The organism is Stenotrophomonas sp. 109824_Sma (assembly GCF_056480025.1).
This window is the reverse complement of the sequence record NZ_CM151078.1, coordinates 2817225-2840840: the sequence shown is the minus strand read 5'-3', so window position 1 is coordinate 2840840 and position 23616 is coordinate 2817225. Positions and strand designations below refer to the sequence as shown.

Sequence of the window (23616 nt, the reverse complement as noted above, 5' to 3'; positions counted from 1 at the left end):
CCGGCTGTTGCTACCGTCGCCCGGCGTTCCGAGGCGACGGACAGGAGGAAACACCGTCATGCGCTTCCATTGTTCCCCCGCCTGGCCTGCGCAGTTCACGCGCGTGCTGTTGCTGTGCCTGCTGGCCATGGTGACCCCTGCCTGCACGGCCACGTCCAGGGCTGACGCGGATGCGCGCCTGCGGGACGCCGCCAGCCGGGGCGACGCCGATGCGGTGCGGCAGGCGATCGAAGATGGCGCCACGCTGGAGGCGCGCGATGGTCAGGGCCGCACCGCGTTGCTGCTGGCCACGCATGGCAACAAGGTGGATGCCGCGCGCGAGCTGATCGAAGCCGGTGCCGACGTCAATGCCAAGGACGCGCTGCAGGACAGCGCTTATCTGTACGCCGGCGCGCGTGGCCTGGACGAGATCCTGGCGCTGACCCTGGCGCACGGCGCCGATCTGCGCAGCACCAACCGCTATGGCGGCACCGCGCTGATTCCGGCCGCCGAACGCGGCCATGTCGCCACCGTACGTACGCTGCTGCGCGCGGGCGTGGCGGTCGATCATGTCAACCGCCTGCACTGGACCGCGCTGCTGGAAGCGATCCTGCTCGGCGATGGCGGCGCGCGCCACGTGCAGATCGTGCAGCTGCTGCTGGATGCCGGTGCCGACCCGGAGCTGGCCGATGGCGATGGCGTAACGCCGTTGGCCCATGCGCGCCAGCGCGGCTATACCGGAATTGAAACCCTGCTGCGCCAGCACGGCGCGGTGCGCTGAACCCCAACCCCTTCCACCCGCACGCGGGTCGTGCCTACCAGGATGCCGTCCATGTTCCGTTCCCGTCCGCTGTCCCTTGCCATCCTTCTTGCGGTGGCGCCGTTGTCGGCCTCCGCCGCCGAGCGCGCCGACCTGCTGATCCGCAATGCCACCGTGGTCGATGTCGAGCACGCCAGCACGCTGGCCGGGCAGAGCGTGGTGATCCGTGGCGAGGACATCGTCGCCGTCGGTCCGGATGCACAGCTGCGCAGCCAGTGGAGCGCGGCCCGCCAGATCGATGCCAAGGGCAAATACCTGATCCCGGGCCTGTGGGACATGCATGTGCACTTCGGTGGCGGCCCGGCGCTGATCGAAGAGAACAAGGCGCTGTTGCCGCTGTACATCGCGCACGGCATCACCACGGTGCGCGATTGCTCCGGTGATCTTCCCGAACAGGTGCTGCAGTGGCGTGGCGAGATCGCCAAGGGCACGCTGTTTGGCCCGCGCCTGCTCAGCTCGGGCGCGAAGATTGAAGGCATCAAGCCGGTCTGGAAGGGCACGATCGAAGTGGGCAGCGAGGCCGACGTCGACAAGGCGATCACCCGCCTGCAGCACGACAAGGTCGATTTCGTGAAGATCACCGACAGCACGTTGAAGCCGGAACTGTTCCTGTACTCGGCCAGTGCCGCACGCAAGGCCGGATTCAAGGCCTCGGGCCACATCCCGATGGCGCTGACCGTGGAGCAGGCGGTCGATGCCGGCCTGGCCTCGATCGAGCATCTGGACTACGCATTCAAGGCCGGCAGCAAGGACGAAGCGCAGATCGCCGCCGACTTCGGTGCCGGCCGCATCGACCGCGCCGAAGCCAACCGGCGCCTCGACGCCAGCTTCGACCGCGACACTGCGATGCACGCGTACCGCGATTTCGCAAAGCGCGGCGTATTCGTGACCCCGACCCTCAACGGCGGCCGCATCCTCGACTACCTCGACCAGGATGACCACGCCAACGATCCGTACCTGGCCTACATCGGCCCGGGCCTGCGCGCGACCTACCAGTGGCGCGTCGACCGTGCCGCCAAGGCAACGCCGGCGCAGATCGAAGCGCGCCACGCGCAGTACCACCAGGTGGCGGCGGTGCTGCCGATGCTGCAGGAAGCCGGCGTGACGATCATCGCCGGCACCGATGCGGGCTTCCTCAACTCGTTCAATTTCCCGGGCATTGCCCTGCACCAGGAGCTGCAGCTGTTCGTGAAGGAAGGCCTGAGCGCTCCGCAGGCGCTGTCCGCCGCGACCCGTTCCGGCCCGGCCTGGTTCGGCCAGATGAACCGTTATGGTGGTGTCGCGCAGGGCAAGGCCGCCGATCTGGTGCTGCTGACCGCCAACCCGCTGCAGGACATTGCCGCCACCGAAAAGATCGACAGCGTGATCCTGCGTGGCAACGTGTATGACCGCGCCGCGCTGGACAGGATGCTTGCAGATACCAAGGCCAAGGTCGCGGCGTGGAATGCAGAGGCTGCGAAGGCGCAATGATGGACAGGGTCAGAGCCCTTCCCGGTGGGAAGGGATCCGACCCTGGGGCCTCGAACGGAATCCACGCATGGCGTGGATCTACCGGAAACCTTCAAGGCATCGCTGTCAGCAGTAGATCCGCGCCATGCGTGGATGATGCGGCCGTCGGCCTAGCGCGGTGCCGGCCGCATTCCGTGCAGCTGCGGCAATGCGGCCTTCATCGCATCGATGAAGGCGCGCAGCCGCGGCGGCTGCTGGCGCGCGGCCGGAAACACCACGTGTACCGGCAGTGCCGGGGCCTGCCAGTCCGGCAACAGCTGTACCAGCCGGCCTTGTGCGAGGTCTTCGGCTACCAGCCAGGCCGAGACCACGGCGGCTCCCAACCCGGCGCGCGCAGCCTGCTGCACCACGAACAGGTTGTCGCTGAGCAGGCGCGGGCTGATCGAAAGGGTATGCGCGCGGCCCTGTGCGTCATGCAGCAGCAGGCGTTCGCGGTAGTAGGTGACCAGTGAGATCCATGGCAGTGCCTGCGCCTGTTCCGGTGTGCTGATCGCGGTGGCCTGCACCAGCGAGGGCGCCGCCACGACGATGCGCGGTACTTCGGCAAGCGGCAGCGCGACCATGCGCGGTTCGTCGACCGGGCCCACGCGCACCGCGCAGTCGATGCCTTCTGCGATGAAGTCCGGGCGCCGATCTTCCAGGATCCACTCCAGGCTCAGCTGCGGGTGCTGAGCGAGGAACGCGAGCATGGTCGGCAGCAGCTGCGCCTGGCCGAAGGCGTGCGGCACCATCACCCGCAGGCGTCCGCGCAGCGTTTCCGGTTCGCCGTGCAGTTCGGCCTGCAGTGACTCCCATTCGTCGACCACGCGTTGCGCATGGCGCTGGCAGCGGAGGCCATCCTCGGTCAGCTGCAGTCCATGGGTGGAGCGCTGCAGCAGACGCAGGCCGAGCTGTCGCTCCAGGGCCTGAAGGCGACGGCTGACTGTCGGCTGGGTAGTGCCCAGCTGCACGGCCGCGGCAGACAGGCTGCCGGCGTCGACGATGCGCAGGAAGGTGCGCAGCAGATCCAGGCGATCTGCGCCGTTGGCGAGGTCATTCATGCGTGCAACGTATGAAGGGTATGTGCGCGAGCCTACTACAGACGCCTGGCGAATACGGGCAGGATACGCCCACTTCCTGCACCGGACTCCCCCATGTCTACCCCCTCGTTGTCTGTCGCCGCCGCACCTGCGACCGCGCCCTCCACCCCGCTGGTGATGGCGATGGCAGCCGGCGCCGGCTTCTCGGTTGCCTCGCTGTACTACAGCCAGCCGATGCTGGGCCTGATCGCCCAGGACCTCGGCGCCGGCGAGCGCGCCGCCGGCCTCGTGCCGACCTTCACCCAGCTGGGGTATGCGGTTGGCATTCTGCTGCTGGCGCCGTTGGGCGACCGGTTCGACCGCCGCAACCTGATCCTGTTGAAGTCCGCGCTGCTGGCGTTGGCGTTGGGTGCTGCAGCGATGGCTGGGCACCTGCCGGGCCTGCTGATGGCCAGCCTGCTGGTCGGGCTGATGGCCACGCTGGCGCAGGACATCGTGCCGGCTGCAGCGGTGCTGGCGCCGGATGCGCAGCGCGGCCAGATCGTCGGCCGGGTGATGACCGGCCTGCTGCTCGGCATCCTGTTGTCACGGGTGGTCAGTGGCGTAGTGGCCGAGGCGTGGGGTTGGCGCACGCAGTTCGTGCTGGCCGCGGTATCAGTGGCGGCGATGGGAGCGGTGATGGCGCGTGCGCTGCCGCGCTTCGCACCGACAAGCACGCTGCGCTATCCGGCGTTGTTGGGTTCGTTGCTGGCGTTGTGGCGCGAGCAGCCGCAGCTGCGCCGTGCGGTGGCCAGCCAGTCGTTGCTGGCGGTGGGCTTCAGCGCGTTCTGGTCGACCCTGGCGCTGATGCTGCATGCACGGTTGGGGCTGGGTAGTGCCGCAGCGGGTGCATTCGGCATCGCCGGTGCCGCCGGCGCATTGGCCGCGCCGTTTGCGGGACGTTTCGCTGATCGCTTGGGCTGCCATGCAGTGGCACGGCTGGCGATCGCGGTGGCGTTGCTGGGCTTCGGCCTGCTGCTGGCCGAAACCTGGTTGCCGGCCGCCGCGCTGCTATCGCTGCTGGTGGTGAGTGCGCTGCTGTTCGACTTCGGCTTCCAGTCGGCGCTGGTGGCGCACCAGACGCTGGTCTACGGACTGGTGCCGCCGGCACGCAGCCGGCTCAATGCGTTGCTGTTCACGGGCATGTTCATCGGCATGGCCGCCGGTGGTGCGCTGGGCAGCCTGGCGCTGGCGCAGTGGGGGTGGCACGGTGTGGCCTGGCTGGCGGTGGTGTGTGCGGGCGGCAGCCTGCTGCTGCGTTTGAAGTAAGGGGGGGCGGCAGGGCTTGCAGCCCTGCACCTGCGGTAGTGCCGCCCGCTGGCCGGCGACAGCACAAACAGCGGGTTTCCTGTAGGTAGGCGGGGGGGGGGCCGGTTGCGGGGGACGCCGTGAATCCGTCCATGGAGGCTCGGTCGCGCCTTGCTCGTGTGCACTGTCCTGCGCACACGGCAAGACCGGGGTTGGGCGTCCTGCCCAACCCGCCCGAGGCATGCCTCGGGCCCATGGCGCTCACGCCCCCGCAACCGGACCCACCCCGCTTTCGACAGTTTGCTGCGGTGTGTTGGAACGGCACTGACCCCAGATGTATTTCGATACCTGACAGCTTTCATCCACGCATGGCGCGGATCTACCGTGTCGACCAAGGTCGACACCTACCAACAGGCATCGGAATCTGTCAGAGGTGGGGCGGTGTCGGAGTGCGGGGTGTCCGCGGCATGGATGCCGCGGCCAAGCCCCCAAGGATGGGTTTACGGCGTCCCCGCAGTCCGACACCGCCCCGCCATCCCACGGAATGCACGCTTCTGCTGTTGCTGTTGAGGTTGCCGGCCAGCGGCCGGCACTACCGCGGGTGCAGGGCTGCAAGCCCTGCCGAACAAGCCCCTAATCGTGACCGCTGTCGTCCAGGCTGATGATCCCGCGCCGTAGCGCCTGGGTGACTGCATGCGTGCGGTCACCCACCCCGAGCTTGTCCATCAGGCTCTTCATGTGCGCCTTCACCGTCTGCTCGGAAATCTGCATGCGCTCGCCGATGCGCTTGTTCGACAGCCCGCTGGCTACATGCCGCAGCACTTCGGTCTCGCGGGGCGACAACCGGTCCTCCACCACGTGTGCAGCGATGCTCGCAGCGACTGCCGGGGGTATCGGTGCGCGCCGGCCACCGGCCACCATGCGGATGGTATCGACCAGCTCATGGCGCAGCATGTCCTTCAGCAGGTAGGCGCTGGCGCCGGCCTGCAGCGCCCGCACCGCGCGTACGTCACCGCGGTAGGTGGTCAGCACGATGATGCGTGCACGCGGATCCATCGCGCGGATCCGCACGATGGCCTCGACGCCATCCAGGCGTGGCATCTGCAGGTCCATCAGCACGACGTCCGGTTGCAGCTGCTGGTAGCGCGCGATGGCTTCCTCGCCATCGGCGGCCTCGCCGAGCAGGCGGAGGTCGGAATGGGCGCCCAGCAGCGCCGCCAGGCCGTCGCGCAGCAGCGGATGGTCGTCGACCACCAGCACGCCGATCGGGGCAGGGGACTCAGTCATGGTGGGTTCTACTCCAGGGCCAGCGCCAACGTGATGGACGGCGGTGATACAGGCGCCGGGCAGGAACCGCCAGCGCGACTTCGGTGCCCAGGCCGGGCCGGGTCCACAGCTGCAGTTCGGCGCCGAGGCGCTGCGCACGCTCACGCATGCCCTGCAGGCCCCAATGGCCATGGCCGGCATTTTCGTCGTCGATGCCGACGCCATCGTCGCGCACGTGCAGCAGGAAACACCGCGTGCCGTAGGACAGCTCCACTTCGATGGCGTTGGCATGGGCATGACGCAACGCGTTGCGGATGGCTTCGCGTCCGATCAGGAACACTTCCTCGGCGGCATCGGCCTGCAGCGCTGGTGTTGCGCCTTCCACGGTCAGGCGCAGCGGATTGGTGCCGTGCCCGGCGTATTCGGCGTGAACATCGGCCAGCGCCGAAGCGAGGTCGCGGCCCGCGAAAGGACCGTCGCGCAGTGCGTTGACCCGCTCGCGACCCTCGGCCAGGTTGCGTTCGGCCAGCTGCATCGCCGATTCCAGCTGGCTGCGCACCATGTCCGGGGTCTGCGGCGACTGGCTGATCGCGTGCAGGCGCAGGATCAGGCCCTGGCTGCCCTGCAGCAGGGTGTCATGCAGGTCGCGGGCAATGCGTTCGCGTTCGCCATGGCGTTCCTGCAGGCGCGCGCGGAACAACGCCGCCAGCTGCCCGCTGCGGATGCGCACCGCCATCGCCAGCAGCGCGAGGATCGCGGCCGCGCACAGCAGCTTGAACCACACGGTCTGCATGAAGGTGGGCGCGATGCGGAAGCTGCGGCTGGCCGGCGCGGTGCTCCAGATGCCGTCCTCATTGGCGGCTTCCACCTCGAACCGGTAATTGCCCGGTGCGAGGTTGGTGTAATACGCGCGGGTGCTGCTGCCGGCATCCTGCCAGCCGTCGTCGACGCTGGACAGGCGATAGCGGTAGCGGTTGCGCTCCGGGCGCGCCAGCGACAGCGCCACGTAATCGATCTGCAATTGGCTGGTGCCGGCCGGAAGGCGCAGGCCATCGCGCAGTGGCTCGTGCTCACTGCCATACAGCACTTCGCCGATGCGCACGCTGGGCGCCATGGTGTTGACGTGCGAGCGGGTGGTGTCCAGCCAGGCCAGGCCCTGGTTGGTGGCCAGCCACAACAGGCCATCGTTGGCCAGTGCGGTGGTGGCGATCGGTCCGCTCTGCAGGGCGATGCCCGGCATGCCATCCACTGCATCGAACAGGCGCGGCGTCACCGGCTGCCCGCTGCGCAGGGCGCGCCGCAGCTGATCGCTCCCCAGCCGGACCAGGCCACGACTGCCATTGAGCCAGAGGTAGCCCTTTGCATCGGCGACCATGCCGGTGATGCCTTCCATGACGCCGGCCATGTCGGTGCTCACCTGGACGAACCGACCATTGCCCAGGCGCACGGCCAACCCGGCCTCGCCAGCAACCAGCAGCAGGTCCTGATGATCGAGTATCGCCGTGATCGGCCCGACCGACAGGCCGTGGTTGGCGTCGAAGGTTTCGATGCGCGTCGCCCCCATGCGGCGCAGCCGGCCATCTGCATAGCCGAGCAGCAGCTGGCCGTTGGCATCCAGTGCCAGCGACGAGCAGGCTTGTTCGGGCAGCCGGCGTTCGCGTTGCCACTGGTCGTGCTGGTAATGCAGCACCCACCGTTCGCCGGTGCAGACCCAAGCCTGCTCGTCGTCGGGGAACAGCAGGGCATGCAGTGGTTGCCCGGTGAAGGGCGCAGGCAGCGGAATCCGCGTGGTGCGGCCGGCCACGGTGCGTGCAAGGTTGACCCAGTCGAACTGCCAGATCGGGGTGGGTGCCTGGCGCGCGGCGGCCTGCAGCTGCGTGGCACTGCCATCGAGCAGGGTTCGCCTGAGGTCGTAAGGCTTGAGGTCTTCGCCATAGCCGTACACATGCCCATCGCTGGCCCGCACCAGTGAGCGGTAGGGATCACTGGGACCTGCCGCCAGCGTGTGCACGCTGCGCGCGCGGAAGCGGTTGAGGCCGAGATTGGTGCCGACCCAGAGATTGCCTTCGCGATCGACGATGATCGGCACGGCCGAGGTGGCGGTCAGCCCGTGTGGCGAATCGAAGCGCTCCATGCGCACGGCGCGGCCACCATCGAAGGTGACGCGGGCGACACCGCCATGTGGGCTCATCGTTGCCCACAGCGTGCCATCGGCAGTGAACTGCAGGCGCGCAGCCACCAGCTCCGGCAACCGCCGTGCCTCGCGCTCGCTGTCCGGCAGCAGGCCTTGCGCGTTGGCGAGCGGCGACGTACCGCGCACGCGGTCGGCCAGCCACACTTCACCCTGCGGACTTTCGGCCAGCGTCGCCATCTGCGAGACGGCGATGCCGGTGTCCTTGAAGGCTGCCTGGCCGGCCGCGCGCATCCAGACCTTCAGGTCGGCCAGTACCCAGAACCTTCCGCGGCTGTCGTGCAGCAGCCATTGCACGCGGTGTTCCGGCACCCCCATGCCAGTGGGCAGCGGCTGCCAGCGTTGGCCAGTGAACTCGCGTAGTCCACCATTGATCGCGGCCCACAGCCGGCCGTCACGGTCCTGGCTGAAGTGCGGGACCACGCCCACCGGCACGCCCTGGTCGCGGCCGTAGTTGTGCAGCTGGCCGCGCGCGAACTGGCTGATGCCGGCCTGGAAGTAGCCGATCCACAGTGCATCGTCGCGACCCAGCGCAAGGGTGACCATGTTGGTGGACGGGAAATGGCTGCCCGCGGGAGGTGCCTGGCGTTCAAAACGACGACCGTCGAAGCGGTACAGCCCCGAGCCGGTGGCCAGCCACAACAGGCCGTCCCGGTCCTGGGTGATGTCCCAGATATCGCCGGGCGCGCCCTGGCCGACGCGCCAGGCCGTGTGCTCGTAATCGGGCAACCCGCCGCTCACCGGTGGGCGCTGCACGGCAAGGGCGGGCAGGGCGGTCAACAGCAGCAGGCAGGTCAGCAGCGTCCGCAGGCGACGTTGCAACGGGAAGGGGCGGCCACGCATGGCGCGCATTCTGGCAGGTGTGGGGCAGCCCGGGGTGACCCGAACGGGGTAGGCGGCGGGCGCCGCCGTCGGCTATCACGCCGGCATGTCCTCTGGAGCCCGGCCATGCAGCGCCTGTTCGTGATGTTCCCCGACCGCGGTCCGGGCATCGGCCTGCTGTGGCTGCGGCTGTGCCTGGCCGCCGCATTGTGCACGCCGGGTACGCATGCAGGCTGGCTGTCGGCGCTGTGCCTGCTGGCGGTGGCGATGCTCGCGCTGGGCGTATTGACGCCGCTGGCGGTAGTGCCGGCAACACTGGGCCTGTATGCACAGGCACTGCCGTGGCCACTGGTGGTGTTGCCGCTGGCCTTGCTGGCGCTGGGCCCGGGTGCCTATTCACTGGATGCGCGGCTGTTCGGTCGTCGCCGGCTCGGCCATCGACCTCCCCCATTCGGGTAGGTGCCGGCCTCGACCGACGGGGGTAGGGCATCGCCCGGCGCACACGCACCATGGGCCACCCCTTCGCGGCGCCCCACATGGCCACTGTTTCCCCGCCGGCTTCGCCCGCTGCATCGCTGGCCCCGCACCAGGCGGCGGCATTGCAGCGCGCCCTGCGCTACGTCGACGAGCATCTGTCACAACCGTTGCGGGTGACCGAACTGGCGCAGGCCGCCTGTGTCAGCCGCTTCCACCTGGTGCGCCTGTTCCGCACCGGTACCGGCGCCAGCCCATTGCGTTATGTGCGTCGTCGTCGCATCGAGCGCGCGCGGCAACTGCTGCCCGGCGCGCAGCTGCCGATGGCGTGCCTGGCGCAGCAACTGGGCTTCTTCGACCAGAGCCATTTCGTCCGCAGCTTCCGCGCGGAGACCGGCTGCAGCCCCGGCCAGTACCTGGCCGGTGATGCCGCGCTGTTGCTTCCCCCTGATCATGTTTCCAACGGAGTCCAACCATGAGCCTTGCCACCGCCACGCCCGCCCCGGCCCTGCTGTCGCCCACCGACCATGCCCTGGTGCTGATCGACTTCCAGTCGCAGATGGCGTTCGCCACCCACACGATCGACATCTCCGCGCTGCGCAACAACGTGTCGCTGATCAGCAAGGGCGCCAAGGGCTTCAACGTGCCGGTACTGCTGACCACCGTTGCCGAAGCGTCGTTCTCCGGCCCGATGTTCCCGGAACTGCCGGAGATCTTCCCGGGCCAGACGGTGTTCGACCGCACCTCGATGAATACCTGGGAAGATCAGCCGGTGATCGATGAGATCAACCGCATCGGCAAGCGCCGCCTGGTTGTTGCCGGGCTGTGGACCAGCGTCTGCATCGTGGGTCCGGCGCTGTCGGCGCTGGCGCAGGGCTTCGAGGTCTACGTGATCACCGATGCCTGCGGCGATGTCAGCGAAGAAGCCCACGAGCGTGCGATCACCCGCATGGTGCAGGCCGGTGCGGTGCCGATGACCAGCGTGCAGTACCTGCTTGAGCTGCAGCGCGACTGGGCACGGGGTGAGACCTACGAGCTGACCACCGGCATCGCCCGCGACCACGCCGGTGGCTATGGCATCGGCATCCAGTACGCCAAGCGCATGTTCGGCGCGCAGGAAGGCGGGCACTGAGCATGCTGGCTGGCCATGGCCTCGACCTGGCCCTGCTGATGCTGCGCGTGGCGGCAGGAGGCTTCCTGCTGCCGCACGCGCTGGGCAAGCTGTTCGGCTGGTTTGGTGGACCGGGGCTGGGCGGCTTCGCCACCGAGCTGCGTGGCTTCGGCCTGCCAGCGGTGGCTCCGCTGCCGCTGCTGCTGGCCCTGCTGCAGGTGCTGTCCGGGCTGGCCGTGCTGCTGGGCTGGCAGACCCGTGTCGCCGCGCTTGCGGCGGCCGCCTTCATCGGCTTCACCGTACTGTTGGCCCTGCCCAGGGGCTGGTTCTGGATGCGCGGTGGCAGCGAGTACCCGTTGATGTGGACCACGGTACTGCTGGCCCTCGCGCTGACCGGGCCCGGCGCCTGGGCACTGGACGGCCAACGCCTTCCAGGAGACCTCGCATGAGTCACGATCCACTCGATCAGGGCCGCCGCAACGTGGTGCTGGCTGGCAGCGCCGCTGTTGCGCTGGGCCTGGCCGGCCGTGCCGGTGCCGCACTCGATTCCACTTCCAAGGAGCGTCGCATGAGCACGCTGGTCATCCGCAATGCCCGCATCACCACCCTCGACCCTCAGCAGCCGCATGCACAGGCGCTGGCCGTGCAGGACGGGCGCATCGTTGCCGTCGGCAGCGACGAGGAGATCATGCGCGGCTGGGGCAACGAAGCGACCCTGGTCGACGCGCAGGGCCGGCGCCTGCTGCCCGGGCTCAACGACAGCCATACCCATCTGATCCGCGGTGGCCTGAATTACAACCTGGAGCTGCGCTGGGACGGCCTGCGTTCGCTGGCCGACGCGATGGCGATGCTCAAGGCGCAGGTCGACCGTACCCCGGCACCGCAGTGGGTCCGTGTGGTCGGTGGCTTCACTGCCGCGCAGTTCAACGAGAAGCGCCTGCCGACGCTGCAGGAGCTCAACGACATCGCGCCGGACACGCCGGTGTTCCTGCTGCACCTGTATGACCGGGCGCTGCTCAACCGTGCCGCGTTGCGCGCCTGTGGCTACACCAAGGACACGCCGGATCCGCCGGGTGGGCAGATCGTGCGTGACTCGCTCGGCAACCCGACCGGGCTGCTGCTGGCCAAGCCCAATGCGCTGATCCTGTACGCGACGCTGGCCAAGGGGCCACGCCTGCCGATCGAGTACCAGGCCAACTCGACGCGCCATTTCATGCGCGAACTGAACCGGCTCGGCATCACGTCGGTGATCGATGCCGGCGGTGGTTTCCAGAACTATCCCGAGGACTACCAGGTCATCGAGCAGCTGCATCGCGATGACCAGCTGACGGTGCGCATCGCCTACAACCTGTTCACCCAGAACAAGGGCAAGGAAGTGGACGATTTCCGCGGCTGGAGCGAGATGCTGGAGCCGCGACAGGGCGATGACCTGCTGCGCCACAACGGTGCCGGCGAGATGCTGGTGTTCTCCGCGGCCGACTTCGAGCTGTTCAACGAGCCGCGCCCGGAACTGCCGCCGGAGCTGGAACCGGAACTGCACGACGTGGTGAAGCTGCTGGTCGAGAAGCGTTGGCCGTTCCGCATCCATGCAACGTACGACGAGAGCATCACCCGCATCCTCGATGTGTACGAACAGGTCAACCGCGAGGTGCCGTTCGATGGCCTGCACTGGTTCATCGACCACGCCGAGACCATCACCCCGCGCAACATCGAACGCATCCGCGCGCTGGGCGGCGGCATTGCCGTGCAGCATCGCATGGCCTACCAGGGCGAGGCCTTTGTCGAGCGCTACGGCGTGCAGGCGGCGCGGCATACGCCGCCGGTCAAGCGCATGCTGGCCGAAGGCGTGCCGGTCGGTGCCGGAACCGATGCCACCCGTGTGGCCAGCTACAACCCGTGGGTGGCGTTGTCCTGGCTGGTGACCGGACGCACCGTGGGCGGGCTGGCCCTGTATGGCGATGAGAACCTGCTCGAACGTGAGCAGGCGCTGCGCCTGTGGACCCAGGGCAGCGCCTGGTTCTCCGGCGACGAAGCGGTGAAGGGCACGCTGAAGGCCGGCCAGCTCGCCGACTTCATCCTGCTTTCGGCCGACTTCTTCCGCGTGGATGATGCGCAGATCGCCGACATCACCAGCGTGTTGACCGTGGTTGGCGGCCGCATCGTGCATGCCGACGCCGACTATGCAGGGCTTGCGCCACAGCTGCCGCCGGCGATGCCCAACTGGTCGCCGGTCAACAGGTTTGGTGGCTACCATGTCGGCGGTACCGCCACCGGGTTGGCCGCCGCGCATCACCACCATCACGGTGTGGCCTGCAGCACCCACGGCGCGCACGGCCATGCGGCCCGGCATGCTGCACCCGCCGACGACCTGACCGCGTTCTGGGGCGCGATGGGATGCTCGTGTTTCGCGTTCTGAGCCTGGCGCTGCTGGCCGTGCCCTCGCTGGCGCTGGCCTGCGACGGCGGTCACTGCAGTGACGCGGGCGACGGCGAACTGCAATGGGACGCGTCGCTGCGCGTGCGTGGCCTGTACTACGACCCGAGCCGGTTCGGCGTTGGCGGTGGCGAGGATGGCTATGGCCTGCTGCGCGCGCTGGCCTCGGCCACCTATGTGGAAGAGACCTGGCAGGCAAAGCTGCAGCTGGGCGTGCATGCTGAGAATGGCAAAGCCGGCGGCCCGGGCCGCACCGACCGCAGCGCGCTTGATGTGCAGCAGGCGTACTGGCGCTGGCAGCACGGTGGCCTTCATCTGCAGCTGGGCCGGCAGGAAGCCGGCTACGGCAGCTCACGGCTGCTGTCGGTGCGCGATGGACCGAACATCCGCCTGGCGTTCGACGGTGCACGTGCAGGCTGGAAAGGTCGCCTGGGCACGCTTGATCTGATGGCGCTGCGTCCGGTGGAGAACCGGCCGGGCGCCTTCGATGATCGCGGCGAACACGGCGCCCATCTGTGGGGTGCCTATGCCACCACGGCGCGTGGACAGGGCGCGGGACAGTGGGATCTGTACCTGCTGGACTACCGCCGCGACGGCGCGCGCTTCGCCGCAGGCAGCGGTGCCGAACGTCGGCAGACCCTGGGCACGCGCTGGTTCGGCCAGGCCGGTGCACTGGACTGGAACAGCGAGCTGGTGGCGCAGGGCGGTGAACTGCGGACGACCGCCGGCACGCTCGATATCCGCGCCTGGACGCTGGCTACCGATACGGGCTGGCGCTGGACGAACCTGCCGCTGCAGCCGCGGCTGGGGCTGAAGGCCGACATCGCCAGTGGCGATGGCAACCTGCATGACGGCCGCCTGGGAACCTTCAACGCCTTGTTCCCGAAGTCGGCCTATTTCAGCGAGGCCAGCCTGCTGGCCCCGGCCAACCTGATGGACGTCCAGCCGACCCTGACCCTGCGCCTGCACGACGCGGTGACGACGGAACTGGGCGTACAGATGGCCTGGAAGCATCGTCGCGCGGATGCGGTCTACACCACGCCCGCACCGCTGGTGGCGTTGCCGGGCAGCGCCGGCGGCGCGCGCCGCATCGGTACTCAGTACAAATCCGAAACCCGCTGGCAGGCCAGCGAACACTGGCAATGGCAGCTGCAGCTGGCCTGGGTCGATGCCGGGCCTGCACTGAGGCAGGCCGGTGGCCAGGACACGTTGTTCGCCTCGATCGTTGGAGCATGGCAATGGTGAACGCAACCGCGTCGCAACCCCCCGCACAGGCCGCAGGCGCCTGGTCCCCGCTGAAGGTCCAGATGTTCCGCTCGATCTGGCTGGCGATCCTGGCCAGCAACATCGGCACCTGGGTCAATGACGTGGCCGCTGCCTGGGTGATGGCCGAGCGTACCGGCTCACCGTTGATGGTGGCCCTGGTGCAGTCGGCCACCACCGTGCCGATCGTGCTGCTGGCACTGGCCGCCGGAACCCTGGCCGACATCGTCGATCGCCGCAGGTACCTGTTGGCCACCCAGGGCTGGATGCTGCTGGTCGCGGCGGTGATGGCGGCACTGACCGCGATGGACATGCTGACCCCCCAACTGCTGGTGCTGCTGACCTTCTGCATGGGCTGCGGGGCGGCGATGGCGATGCCAGCGCAGGCCGCGATCGTGTCCGAACTGGTGCCGCAGCCGATGCTGGCTTCGGCGGTGGCGCTGAACTCGATCGGCATCAACATCGCACGCTCGATCGGCCCGGCCATCGGCGGCGTGATCGTCGCCCAGCTGGGCGCGGTCTGGGCGTTCGGCTTCAACGCCATCACTTTCGCCGCGATGCTGTTCGTGGTGTGGGGCTGGAAGCGCGACCCGAAGCAGTCCAGCCTGCCGCCGGAAGGGTTCGGTGCTGGCCTGAAGGCGGGCCTGCGTTATGCGAGCCGCGCCGGGCGGTTGCAGGCAGTGTTGATCAAGTCGGTCGGCTTCTTCTTCTTTGCCGCAGCGATGAATGCACTGCTGCCGGTGGTGGTACGCGGGCAGATGCATGGCGGGGCGGGGCAGTACGGCATGCTGCTCGGCTGCATCGGCATCGGTGCGGTGGGTGGTGCGTTGCTGCTGCCGAAGCTGCGCGCACAGATGGATCGTGACCTGCTGGTGCTGCTGGCCACCCTGTCGCTGGCCCTGAGCCTGGTCGGCCTGGCGCTGACCCGCAGCTGGTACGTGCTGCCGCTGGTGATGCTGATCAATGGCTTTGCCTGGATCACCGTGCTGTCGTCGCTGCAGATCGCCGCGCAGACCGCGGTGCCGGCGTGGGTGCGTGCGCGTGCATTGGCGTTGTACATCATGGTGTTCTCTGCCGGCATGGCTGCCGGCGGGCTGAGCTGGGGCGCGCTGGCACAGCGCACCTCGCCGGAACTGGCCTTGCTGGTGGCCGCCGCGGGTGCGGTGATCGGTGGATTGCTGGTGTGGCGCGTGCGCATCGCTGGCACCGAAGACCTCAACCTGCGCCCGGCGGGGCACTGGCCGGCCCCCGAACTGTCGGTGCCGGTTTCCAACGATCGCGGCCCGGTGCTGGTGACCATCGAGTACCGCATCGATGACGCTGATCGCGCCGCCTTCCAGGCGCAGATGCGCGCACTGGGCACGATCCGTCGCCGCGATGGCGCCGTGGTCTGGGGCGTGGTCGAGGATGTGGCCACCCCGGGCATCCACCTGGAGTATTTCGTGACCCCGTCGTGGCTGGAGCACCTGCGCCAGCACGAACGCATCACCGCCGACGACAAGGCGATCCAGGAGATGCTGCGCGCGTTGCATCGGGGCGAGCGTGCACCGGTGGTGCGTCATTTCGTGGGTGGGCACGACCCGCTGCCGAAGACCGGCGTGCCACACCACCACAGCGATATCTGACCCAAAAAAGGGGACGGAGGGGATTAAGTCGTTTGTGCACAAACGACTTAATCCCCTCCGTCCCCTTTTTGTGCGGCGGCGCTGGGTGGCGCCGCCGCAGCACATCACCTGCGTGCGAATGCCAGCAGGTCGGCGTTGAACTGCTCGGCGTGGGTGACGGTCAGGCCGTGCGGGGCACCGGGGTATACCTTCAGTTCGGCATCCTTGATGATCTGCGAGGAGAGCTTGGCCGAGGCATCGAACGGAACGATCTGGTCGTCGTCGCCGTGCACGACCAGTGCCGGCACGTCGATCTTCTGCAGGTCTTCGGTGTAGTCCACTTCCGAGAATTCGTGCACGCAGTCGTACTGGCCCTTGACGCCACCGAGCATGCCCTGCAGCCAGAACGAATCACGCATGCCCTGGGTGACCGTGTTGCCATCGCGGTTGGCGCCGAAGAACGGGGTGGCCAGGTCCTTGAAGAACTGCGAACGGTCGCCACCGGTACCCTTGCGGATGCCGTCGAAGACCTCCAGCGGGGTACCGGCCGGGTTCGCAGCGGTCTTCAGCATCAGCGGCGGCACGGCGCCGACCAGCACCACCTTGGCCACGCGCGTGCTGCCGTGGCGGCCAATGTAGTGGGCCACTTCGCCGCCGCCGGTGGAATGGCCGACCAGGATCGCGTCCTTCAGGTCCAGCGCCTCGATCACCGCAGCCAGGTCGTCGGCGTAGGTGTCCATGTTGTTGCCGTCCCAGGTCTGGCTGGAACGGCCGTGGCTGCGGCGGTCGTGGGCGATCACGCGGAAGCCGTTCTGGCCCATGAACAGCATCTGCGGGTCCCAGGCATCGGAGGACAGCGGCCAGCCGTGGGCGAACACGATCGGCTGGCCGTTGCCCCAGTCCTTGTAGAAGATGCGGGCGCCGTCGGCGACGGTGACGAAGTTGCTCATTGCAGGTTCCTTGGCGGAAGGGAGGGAAGGCATCGGCAGGCTGCCGGTGCCTCCGGCAGTAGAGCGCAGGTGCCGGCGACGGACTTGCACCGCTGTGCTGGATTGCAAAGGATGTGACGCATACCGCTCTGGCGGGACCGGAGTCGCGGGCCGAGGATGTCCGCAGCCTGCCTGTGGAATGCCCGGATGCCCGCCACGCGATGGTCCCTGATGGTGTGCCTGCTGTTGCCGATAGCCGCGCCGGCGCAGACCAACGTCTACAAATGCGTGGATGGACCGCATCCGGTCTACCAGCAGACACCCTGCCAGGGTCGTGCGGCGTGGCGCTGGGAGGTCCCGGCGGAGCAGTCATTGTCCCGCGGTGCGGTGGTTCCCGCAGTCACGCAACCGAAGCCGTCACGTCGCCCGCGGCGTGCCACCCGGGCGCAGGGCGCGTTGATCACGATCAGCACGGATGCGGCGGCCTGCGAGCGTGCGCGCCGGCAGCGCGAGCGGGAGTTGCTCAAGCGCCGACGGCTGGATTTCGTGCAGCGCCGGCAGCTGGATGACGCGGTCTACGGCGCCTGCCAGTGAAGTGAGTTGCTGAAGTGCCGAAAACGACAACGGCGCCGTAGAGCGCCGTTGCGTGAAGTAGCGTAAGTGCAGGTTTCAGCGACCGTCGCTGGCGGCGGCCGGTGCGGGCACGCTGTCCGGCTTGGGCAGGCTCAACTCCGGGTTGCCCTGTTCGGCCTGCAGGATCTGGATGCGGCGCTGCAGGGCGTCCAGCTGGCTGTTGGTGCTCTGCACATCGGTGCTGAGGCTGACGGCCTGCTGCTGGGCCTGCTGCAGGGCGGCGCTGACCTGCGCCGACTGCGCCTGCTGCTGCTCCATTTCCTGCTGCAGGGTGCGCAGGCGTTCTTCGTTGTAGGCCACCAGGCGCTCGGTGTAGCGCTTGCCGGCTTCCAGGCGGGTGGTGTCGATGTAGACCTGGGCCAGCTGCTCGGACTGCTGCGCGAAGGTGCGGTAGACACGTTCGGCGTTGTCCACCGCATCGGTCTTGATCACCCGCCAGAAGTTCTTCTCCTGGAACAGGGCGACGTAGTAGGTCAGGGTGTTGGCATTGAACAGCAGGCTGGCGCCGTAGTTGCCGTTGTAGGTGGTGCGCAGCTCGGTCAGCTGGCGCGAATCCATCAACTGCTTGAGTTCGTCCACGGTATTGCGCACCACCGGCGCGCTGCGCGCCGGTTCGGCTGCAGGCTCACGGTCGCCACGTGCGGCCATCGCCGCCGGTGCCACCAGCATCATGGCCACGGCCAGCACTGCCGCGCTGCGCGCGTGCCGGGCGAAGACCGCGCCCCCTGAAGTTTCTCGCATGTCTAGACCATCCACGGATGAGTGTGGGTTGAGATGAAGGTGGTTCCCCGCCGGGAGTCTAGCATGCGCGCGGGCGCCGCCAAGGGCGCCCGTCACGGCTCGATTTCAATAGACCAGCTGTGCGGCGCTGCACTGGATCGACTGCACGTTGACGTCGGTCCGGCCCAGCTCCAGGCCCAGCACGCTGGCCAGCAGGTTGGTCAGCAGGGTGCCGACACTGTTGAGCACCGGCCGCAGTGCGGCCAGGATCGGCTTCAGCAGGGTGCACAGCAGGCCGCTGCAGCTGACGCTGCCGTCGGGGTTGGTGACGCCGCTGCCACCGGCACCATCGAGGAAACCCGCCGGCGCGGTCTGGATGTACGACGCCAGGTTGTTGCGCACGCAGCCGTTGTAGTCGATCAGGTTGCCGAGCAGGCTGTCGCAGCGGTTGATCAGCAGGCCGCCGACCAGCGAGCCGAGCAGGCCATCGAGCAGGCCCAGGCCCTGGCCGGTGACGGTGGTCTTGTAGCCGGTCCACACCGAGCCGTCTTCCCAGCAGGTGGTCAGGCCCAGCAGGCAAGGCTTGGGGACGCCATTCTTCACCGTCCAGTTGCCCAGCGGCGCGAGATTGCGTGCCGGGTCGCCATCGCGCAGCAGCGGGATGACCTGGTCGACGTTGTAGCGCCCGCCAGTGGGGAAGGCCGCCTGCAGGTAGCGGTCGGCCAGCGCCTTGGCCGTGTCGTTGGCGCTCATGCCCTGCTTGGGTGAGCTGAGCATGCCCGACAGCACCCGCAGCAGTTCGTTGACCAGGCTCGACACCGCGTCACCGATCGCTAGCGGGTTGATCCGGGTCGAGCCGGTCTCGCCTGCGGCCAGGGTCAGGTTCTGCGAGCTGGTCAGCGCGGGGAGGGTGATCTTGTCATTGATCAGCGGCTGGCCCAGCAGCTTCAACAGCTGTTCGTTCTGCAGCGTGGCGTCGCAGACATTGGCCTTGGAGAAGCGCTGTGCGGGGTCGACATTGCCGACGCAGGCACGCAGCACCGATGAATCGACCTGGATGGTGGCCTTGGGGGGACTGGCGCCGCACTGGATGCCGGTCAGCGTGCCCATGCCGTTGGCCACGTCGACGTGCAGCGGCAGGTGCAGGCGCGTGCCGAGCAGGTTCAGCAGCGGCCCCAGCGCGAACAGGTTGTTGCTGTCCACGTCCACCATCAACCGCACCTGCGCATTGTAGGCACGGGTGCCGACGCCGCCGATGGCGATCGACGGCGGTTCGACCACGCCGCCCTGGATGTTGATGCCCAGCAGATCCAGCCCCTTGATCGTCACGCCGTTGCCATCGTTGGCGATGGAGATGGCGGTGTTGATCAGGTTGAGCACGTTGATCTTCGATTCCAGCGCGCTGCCGACGGTGCCGTCGGGTGAGACAACTTCCGCGAACAGGCCACCGCCGCCGGCCTGGCTGCCGAGCACGATGTTGAGCTTGTTGATGTCCAGCTGGGTGGCGACCAGGTCGGACAGGGCGCGCAGCTGCACGCCCACCGTCGAGTCACGGCCGACGACGGTGGCGGTGGCATCGACCAGCTGCGCCAGCGAGATCTTGTTGACCGACAGCAGGCGGTTGAAATCGGCCACGCTGAGGTTGGCGCTCACCGGGATGTTGAGTGCCTTCAGCAGGCCGGATGGCGTGACGTTGGCCTGGGCAAGGCCGTCATAGGACAGCACCGTGGCATTGGTGACGTCCAGGCCGACCAGGCGCAGGGTCGACAGCAGTACGGAATTGCCATTGGTACGCAGCAGCTGCGAGCCCACCGCGAACACCGCCGTGGGCTCCGAGCGGCGGGCTACTGCCTGCACGCTGACGGTCGGCAGGCTGGTGTTCTGGCCGAAGAAGGGCAGCACGCTGCGCTCGGCGATCACCTGCACGGCATTGCGCGGGTTGCTGGCATCAACGCTGGTGACGAAACGGTTGCTGGTGCCGCGGCTGGCACTCCAGTTGCCGCAGCGGATCTGCAGGGTGCCTGCGAACCTGTTCTGGGCCAGCGCGTTTTGCCGGGCTGCGCTGTTGTCGCTGTTGTCCGCGCTGCACAGCTCCAGCCGCTGTGCGCCGGCCAGTGCGGCCAGGTCGGCTACCTTCTGCGCATCACGCTTGGCCCAGAACAGATAGCCGATCTCGATCAGGCCCAGCATGGCCAGCAGCGCCAGCATGACCAGCATCATCGTGACCGACATGCCGCCGCGTGGGCGACTGAAACTGAACTGGCGTGGGCGTTTCATGGCCGACCTCAGCGTCCGGAGGAAGAGGCGTCCTTGGACCGGGCAACATCGGTCTCAAAGAAGTCCGGGATCTCGTGTTCAAAGCTCTTCAGGTAACGCGCATAGCTCAGCGTGGCCTGGTCACCCAGGATCGGCAGGCGCTGGCCGGCCTGCTGCCCCGACGCCTGCATGCGGAACAGGTTGCGGGTGGCCTCGCCGCTCTGCAGGCGCGCACGCGGTGTTGCCGGTGGTGCAACGTCGGTTGCGGGGATTGCCGGCGGTGCCGCAGCCACCGCTGCGGATGCGGCGGGTGAGGACAGCTCCACGGTGGGAAGCGGCTCGGCCTGCATCGGCGCTGCGGCCGGTGCCGACGGCAAGGGGCCACCGAGCATCTGTCCGGTCAATGGCTGTTGCTGTGCCTGCACGGCACCGGCAGCAAGCAGGCAGGACAGCACGGGCAACAGGCGTCGGGTCAGGCGCATCGCGGTCATGGGGTGCTTCCGGTCGGGTGATCGGTGGTGCTGAAGCGTTCCAGCATCGACGGTGGCAGGCGCTGCGGATCGCGCTCGTCACGTGCTTCGCGGCGTGGTTCGGCTGCCAGCCGGGTGCTGCCCGATGCACGGGCGCCGCGTTCGCTGCTGGCCGTGAGCTCAGGCGCCGGGGCGTTGACGGTGGCCGCAGCCTGCCGCTGCTGCAGGCGCGTACGGATCTGCTGGGCCTGTTGCTGGATGCTGCGGCGCGTTTCCTCGTTGAGGTTGGCCTGTTCCGACAGGCGCTCTGCCGTGGCCTGATCGCCGCGCAGTACCGCCCACAGTGCGAGATTGGCCGTGGCCTTGGCGTTGCCTGGCGAAAGCTCCAGGGCCTTGGCCAGCGGCTCGCGCGCCTGGTCGAACTGGCCGGCGCGCAGCCGCGCATAGCCCAGGTCGCCAAGGTAGTCGGTGTTCAAGGGCTGCAACTGCGTGGCGCGCGCCAGCGCCTGTTCGCTGCCTGCATCGTCGTCGCGGCGTGCAGCGATCAGGCCCAGGCCATGCGCGGCAGCGGCGGCCTGCGGCCCGCTGGACAGCTCGCGATACAGCGTGGCCGCTGCGTCGGTCTGGCCGGTCTCGCGCAGTGCGTCGGCCTGCAGCAGGCGCAGGGCAGGGCGATCACCATAGCGTTGGCGGAAGGCCTCCACGTGGGCCAGCGAGGCATACCAGGCGCCCTGCTGCTGCATGCGTTCGATCAGTTCCAGGTAGGCGTTGCGGCTGTCCTGTGGATCGGGTTCCGGCGGCGCAAGGCTGGGCGCCCGCACGTACTTCGGCGTGGTCGAGGCGCAGCCACTGGCCAGGGCGGCGAGGGCGGCGGCAAGCAGCAGGCAGGAAGTGCGCAGGGCAGGCATCAGGGCGATCCCATCTTGGACATGGTGGTGGCCAGCGCGACCAGCGCTGGACCGGCAAGCACCAGCATCAGTGCCGGCAACAGGGTCAGCATCATCACCACGGTCATCTTCACCGAGAGCTTGCCGACCTTTTCCTTCAACGTGTTGCGGCGCTGTTCGCGCAGGCGGATGCTGAACTGGCGCAGCGGTTCCTGCACTGCGCCGCCGTGTGCATGCACCTGCAGGATCAGCTGCATCAGGCTGGTCAGGTCGTCATCCGCGTAGACCTCGCTCAACCGACGCAGTGACTGCGCGCGGGTGCGGCCGTGGGTGTAGGCCACGTTCGCTTCCTGCAGTTCGCCGCCCAGTACCGGCAGCGCATCGCGCAGCTTGTCGCCCAGCGTCTGCAGGCTCTGGTCCATGCTGAAGCCCACGCCCTGCAGCAGGCGCAGCAGGTCGATCAGCAGGGGCAGCTCGTTCTCGACCGCGCGGCGCCGGCGCTTGACCCACGACGACAGCACGAACTTGGGCAGCAGCAGCCCGGCTGCCAGCGCACCGATCACCACCATCACCTTGGCCAGCCCGTGCGCGCTGCTGAACGCCAGCGCCAGGGCCAGCACCAGCAGCGCAAGCAGCAGGCGCAGGCCCAGGTAGATGGCCGTGCCCCGGCGTGTATTCCAGCCGGCCAGGTCCAGCAGCAGCTTGTCCTCGTTGGCCAGCAGCGCGGCCTCCAGGCGGCCACCACTGAGCGAGCGGCCGAAGCGCTCCAGCCAGCCCAGCGAGTCGCGGCGGGTGGCCTCGCTGTCGCGGGTTTCGTCGCGCGGTTGCAGGGCGGTCTTCAGCGTGGCCGAGGTGCGGTGCTCGCGATGGCTGCGCACCCAGCCGGCAATGCCGAGCAGGGCGACACCGGCCGCCAACACCAGCAGTGAGAGAGCGAACCAGGCAGTGGCGCTCATCGGGCACCTCCGTGGCGGCGGCGGGCGGTCATAGCGACTTGGCCAGGCGGTACAGCAGGAACGCTCCGAGCAGTTCCAGGCCCAGTGCGATCAGCAGGATCCTGTGACCGAGCGGGTCATGCAGCACCGGCTGGAAGAACGCCGGGCTGGAGATCGCCATCAGCACCGCACTGGCCGGTGGCAGCAGCCCCAGTACCCAGGCCGACATGCGCGTTTCCGAAGTGGTGGCCGCCAGCTCCTGCTGGGCCTGCTCCAGGTCGCGCATGAAGTCGCCCATGCGCTGCAGGATCTGGTCGGCGCGGCCGCCGATGCGCACGCTCACCCCGATCACCACCGCCAGCACCTTCAGCACGTCCATGCGATATGGCTGCGCGGCCAGGCTCAACGCGCGATCCAGGTCCATGCCGCTGCGCGCATAGCGCACCGTGGTGTCGAGCAGGCCACGCAGTGGTGCGCTGGTCTGCATCGAAGACACCTGGAACGCGGCCTGCAGGCTGTTGCCCAGCGCGGTGAGGCGGACCAGGTTGTCGAGGAAGTCCGGCATCTGGTGCAGCAGCTGCGCACGCAGTTTCGTGATCCGGCGCATCACCCACAGCCAGCAGCCCAGCAGGTACAGCAGCAGGGTCAGCGGAAACATCCAGGCCGTGCCCAGCCGCATCGCCGCCACGACTGCAAGCACGAGGCCGGGCACCAGCAGCATCAGTGGCAGCTTCCAGCCCGGCTGCAGGCCGGCGCGCTGCAGCACGCCGTCCCAGGGCAGTACACGGCTCCCACTGCTGGCGGGGCGGGCGGAATCGTTGGCTGCGGCAACGGCGGGCCCGGCCGGTACCGCACTGGCGGCGCTGCCGCGCGCCAGCTGCTGCTCGGCATGCTGCAACGAGGCCTGGCGCTGCTCGCGGCTGCTGGCGGTGCCCCACAGCCAGACGGCCAGCGCCAGCAGCACCGAGATGATGCTCAACACGCCCAGCAGCAGGCCGGTGCCCATGC

The 23616-nt window shown here is 68.4% G+C and carries 21 protein-coding genes; 11 read left to right on the top strand and 10 right to left on the bottom strand.

From position 1 onward, the window contains the following. Positions 1 to 58: 58 nt before the first annotated feature. Together ACZK1G_RS13480 and ACZK1G_RS13475 are read left to right on the top strand one after the other, a co-directional pair. Entirely contained in the window at positions 59 to 760 is a 702-nt protein-coding gene (locus ACZK1G_RS13480) for an ankyrin repeat domain-containing protein (protein WP_049443350.1), read from the top strand. Between the two features lie 51 nt (positions 761 to 811). Further along, the gene (locus tag ACZK1G_RS13475) at positions 812 to 2269 is read left to right on the top strand and encodes an amidohydrolase family protein (RefSeq protein WP_101765671.1); all 1458 of its coding nucleotides are present in this window, start codon (positions 812 to 814) and stop codon (positions 2267 to 2269) included. Between the two features lie 149 nt (positions 2270 to 2418). On the opposite strand, the gene ACZK1G_RS13470 is transcribed toward ACZK1G_RS13475, so the two are convergent. Next, a complete protein-coding gene (locus tag ACZK1G_RS13470; RefSeq protein ID WP_101765670.1) occupies positions 2419 to 3348 on the bottom strand; it encodes a LysR family transcriptional regulator in 930 nt (309 codons plus the stop codon). A gap of 93 nt (positions 3349 to 3441) precedes the next feature. On the opposite strand from ACZK1G_RS13470, the gene ACZK1G_RS13465 reads away from it, so the two are divergent. Next, positions 3442 to 4635, top strand: coding sequence for an MFS transporter (locus ACZK1G_RS13465; RefSeq protein ID WP_101765669.1), 1194 nt, complete (start codon positions 3442 to 3444; stop codon positions 4633 to 4635). Between the two features lie 612 nt (positions 4636 to 5247). Here the strand turns inward: ACZK1G_RS13465 and ACZK1G_RS13460 are convergent. Next, entirely contained in the window at positions 5248 to 5901 is a 654-nt protein-coding gene (locus ACZK1G_RS13460; protein ID WP_049443353.1) for a response regulator, read from the bottom strand. Further along, positions 5894 to 8923: a sensor histidine kinase gene (locus ACZK1G_RS13455; RefSeq protein WP_101765668.1), complete on the bottom strand. Its 3030-nt coding sequence runs from the start codon at positions 8921 to 8923 to the stop codon at positions 5894 to 5896. The genes ACZK1G_RS13460 and ACZK1G_RS13455 overlap by 8 nt, the downstream gene beginning before the upstream one ends. Before the next feature lie 96 nt (positions 8924 to 9019). Between ACZK1G_RS13455 and ACZK1G_RS13450 the strand changes: the two genes are divergently transcribed. The 7 genes from ACZK1G_RS13450 (at position 9020) to ACZK1G_RS13420 (ending at position 15799) form a co-directional block, all read left to right on the top strand. Then, positions 9020 to 9352, top strand: a complete 333-nt coding sequence (locus tag ACZK1G_RS13450; protein ID WP_049443355.1) for a hypothetical protein — start codon at positions 9020 to 9022, stop codon at positions 9350 to 9352. 77 nt (positions 9353 to 9429) lie between these two features. Further along, complete coding sequence (locus tag ACZK1G_RS13445; RefSeq protein ID WP_233490782.1) at positions 9430 to 9846, top strand: helix-turn-helix domain-containing protein; 417 nt, start codon at positions 9430 to 9432, stop codon at positions 9844 to 9846. Beyond that, positions 9843 to 10499: a hydrolase gene (locus ACZK1G_RS13440; RefSeq protein WP_049422794.1), complete on the top strand. Its 657-nt coding sequence runs from the start codon at positions 9843 to 9845 to the stop codon at positions 10497 to 10499. Before ACZK1G_RS13445 ends, ACZK1G_RS13440 begins: the two co-directional genes overlap by 4 nt. 2 nt (positions 10500 to 10501) lie before the next feature. Continuing rightward, on the top strand, positions 10502 to 10927 hold the full coding sequence (locus ACZK1G_RS13435) for a DoxX family protein (RefSeq protein ID WP_101765666.1): 426 nt from the start codon (positions 10502 to 10504) through the stop codon (positions 10925 to 10927). A gap of 119 nt (positions 10928 to 11046) precedes the next feature. Then, positions 11047 to 12894, top strand: coding sequence for an amidohydrolase (locus ACZK1G_RS13430; RefSeq protein WP_197622223.1), 1848 nt, complete (start codon positions 11047 to 11049; stop codon positions 12892 to 12894). Then, on the top strand, positions 12873 to 14156 hold the full coding sequence (locus tag ACZK1G_RS13425; protein WP_101765664.1) for an alginate export family protein: 1284 nt from the start codon (positions 12873 to 12875) through the stop codon (positions 14154 to 14156). Before ACZK1G_RS13430 ends, ACZK1G_RS13425 begins: the two co-directional genes overlap by 22 nt. After that, entirely contained in the window at positions 14150 to 15799 is a 1650-nt protein-coding gene (locus ACZK1G_RS13420) for an MFS transporter (RefSeq protein WP_101765663.1), read from the top strand. The genes ACZK1G_RS13425 and ACZK1G_RS13420 overlap by 7 nt, the downstream gene beginning before the upstream one ends. Positions 15800 to 15903: 104 nt before the next feature. On the opposite strand, the gene ACZK1G_RS13415 is transcribed toward ACZK1G_RS13420, so the two are convergent. Further along, on the bottom strand, positions 15904 to 16728 hold the full coding sequence (locus ACZK1G_RS13415; protein ID WP_101765662.1) for an alpha/beta fold hydrolase: 825 nt from the start codon (positions 16726 to 16728) through the stop codon (positions 15904 to 15906). 186 nt (positions 16729 to 16914) lie between these two features. On the opposite strand from ACZK1G_RS13415, the gene ACZK1G_RS13410 reads away from it, so the two are divergent. Continuing rightward, positions 16915 to 17301, top strand: coding sequence for a hypothetical protein (locus ACZK1G_RS13410; RefSeq protein WP_101765661.1), 387 nt, complete (start codon positions 16915 to 16917; stop codon positions 17299 to 17301). A gap of 75 nt (positions 17302 to 17376) precedes the next feature. Here ACZK1G_RS13410 and ACZK1G_RS13405 read toward each other — a convergent pair whose 3' ends face one another. From ACZK1G_RS13405 to ACZK1G_RS13380, 6 genes are all read right to left on the bottom strand, one after another. Further along, complete coding sequence (locus ACZK1G_RS13405; RefSeq protein ID WP_049443363.1) at positions 17377 to 18081, bottom strand: DUF2968 domain-containing protein; 705 nt, start codon at positions 18079 to 18081, stop codon at positions 17377 to 17379. Positions 18082 to 18186: 105 nt separating this feature from the next. Next, entirely contained in the window at positions 18187 to 20337 is a 2151-nt protein-coding gene (locus ACZK1G_RS13400) for a TadG family pilus assembly protein (RefSeq protein WP_101765660.1), read from the bottom strand. 8 nt (positions 20338 to 20345) lie between these two features. Continuing rightward, positions 20346 to 20807, bottom strand: coding sequence for a DUF3613 domain-containing protein (locus ACZK1G_RS13395; RefSeq protein WP_101765659.1), 462 nt, complete (start codon positions 20805 to 20807; stop codon positions 20346 to 20348). Beyond that, positions 20804 to 21694 (bottom strand): tetratricopeptide repeat protein, encoded by an 891-nt coding sequence (locus ACZK1G_RS13390; RefSeq protein ID WP_101765658.1) that lies wholly within the window; start codon positions 21692 to 21694, stop codon positions 20804 to 20806. The genes ACZK1G_RS13395 and ACZK1G_RS13390 overlap by 4 nt, the downstream gene beginning before the upstream one ends. Then, a complete protein-coding gene (locus tag ACZK1G_RS13385; protein WP_101765657.1) occupies positions 21694 to 22629 on the bottom strand; it encodes a type II secretion system F family protein in 936 nt (311 codons plus the stop codon). Before ACZK1G_RS13385 ends, ACZK1G_RS13390 begins: the two co-directional genes overlap by 1 nt. A gap of 28 nt (positions 22630 to 22657) precedes the next feature. Continuing rightward, a complete protein-coding gene (locus ACZK1G_RS13380; protein ID WP_101765656.1) occupies positions 22658 to 23614 on the bottom strand; it encodes a type II secretion system F family protein in 957 nt (318 codons plus the stop codon). Positions 23615 to 23616: the final 2 nt, after the last annotated feature.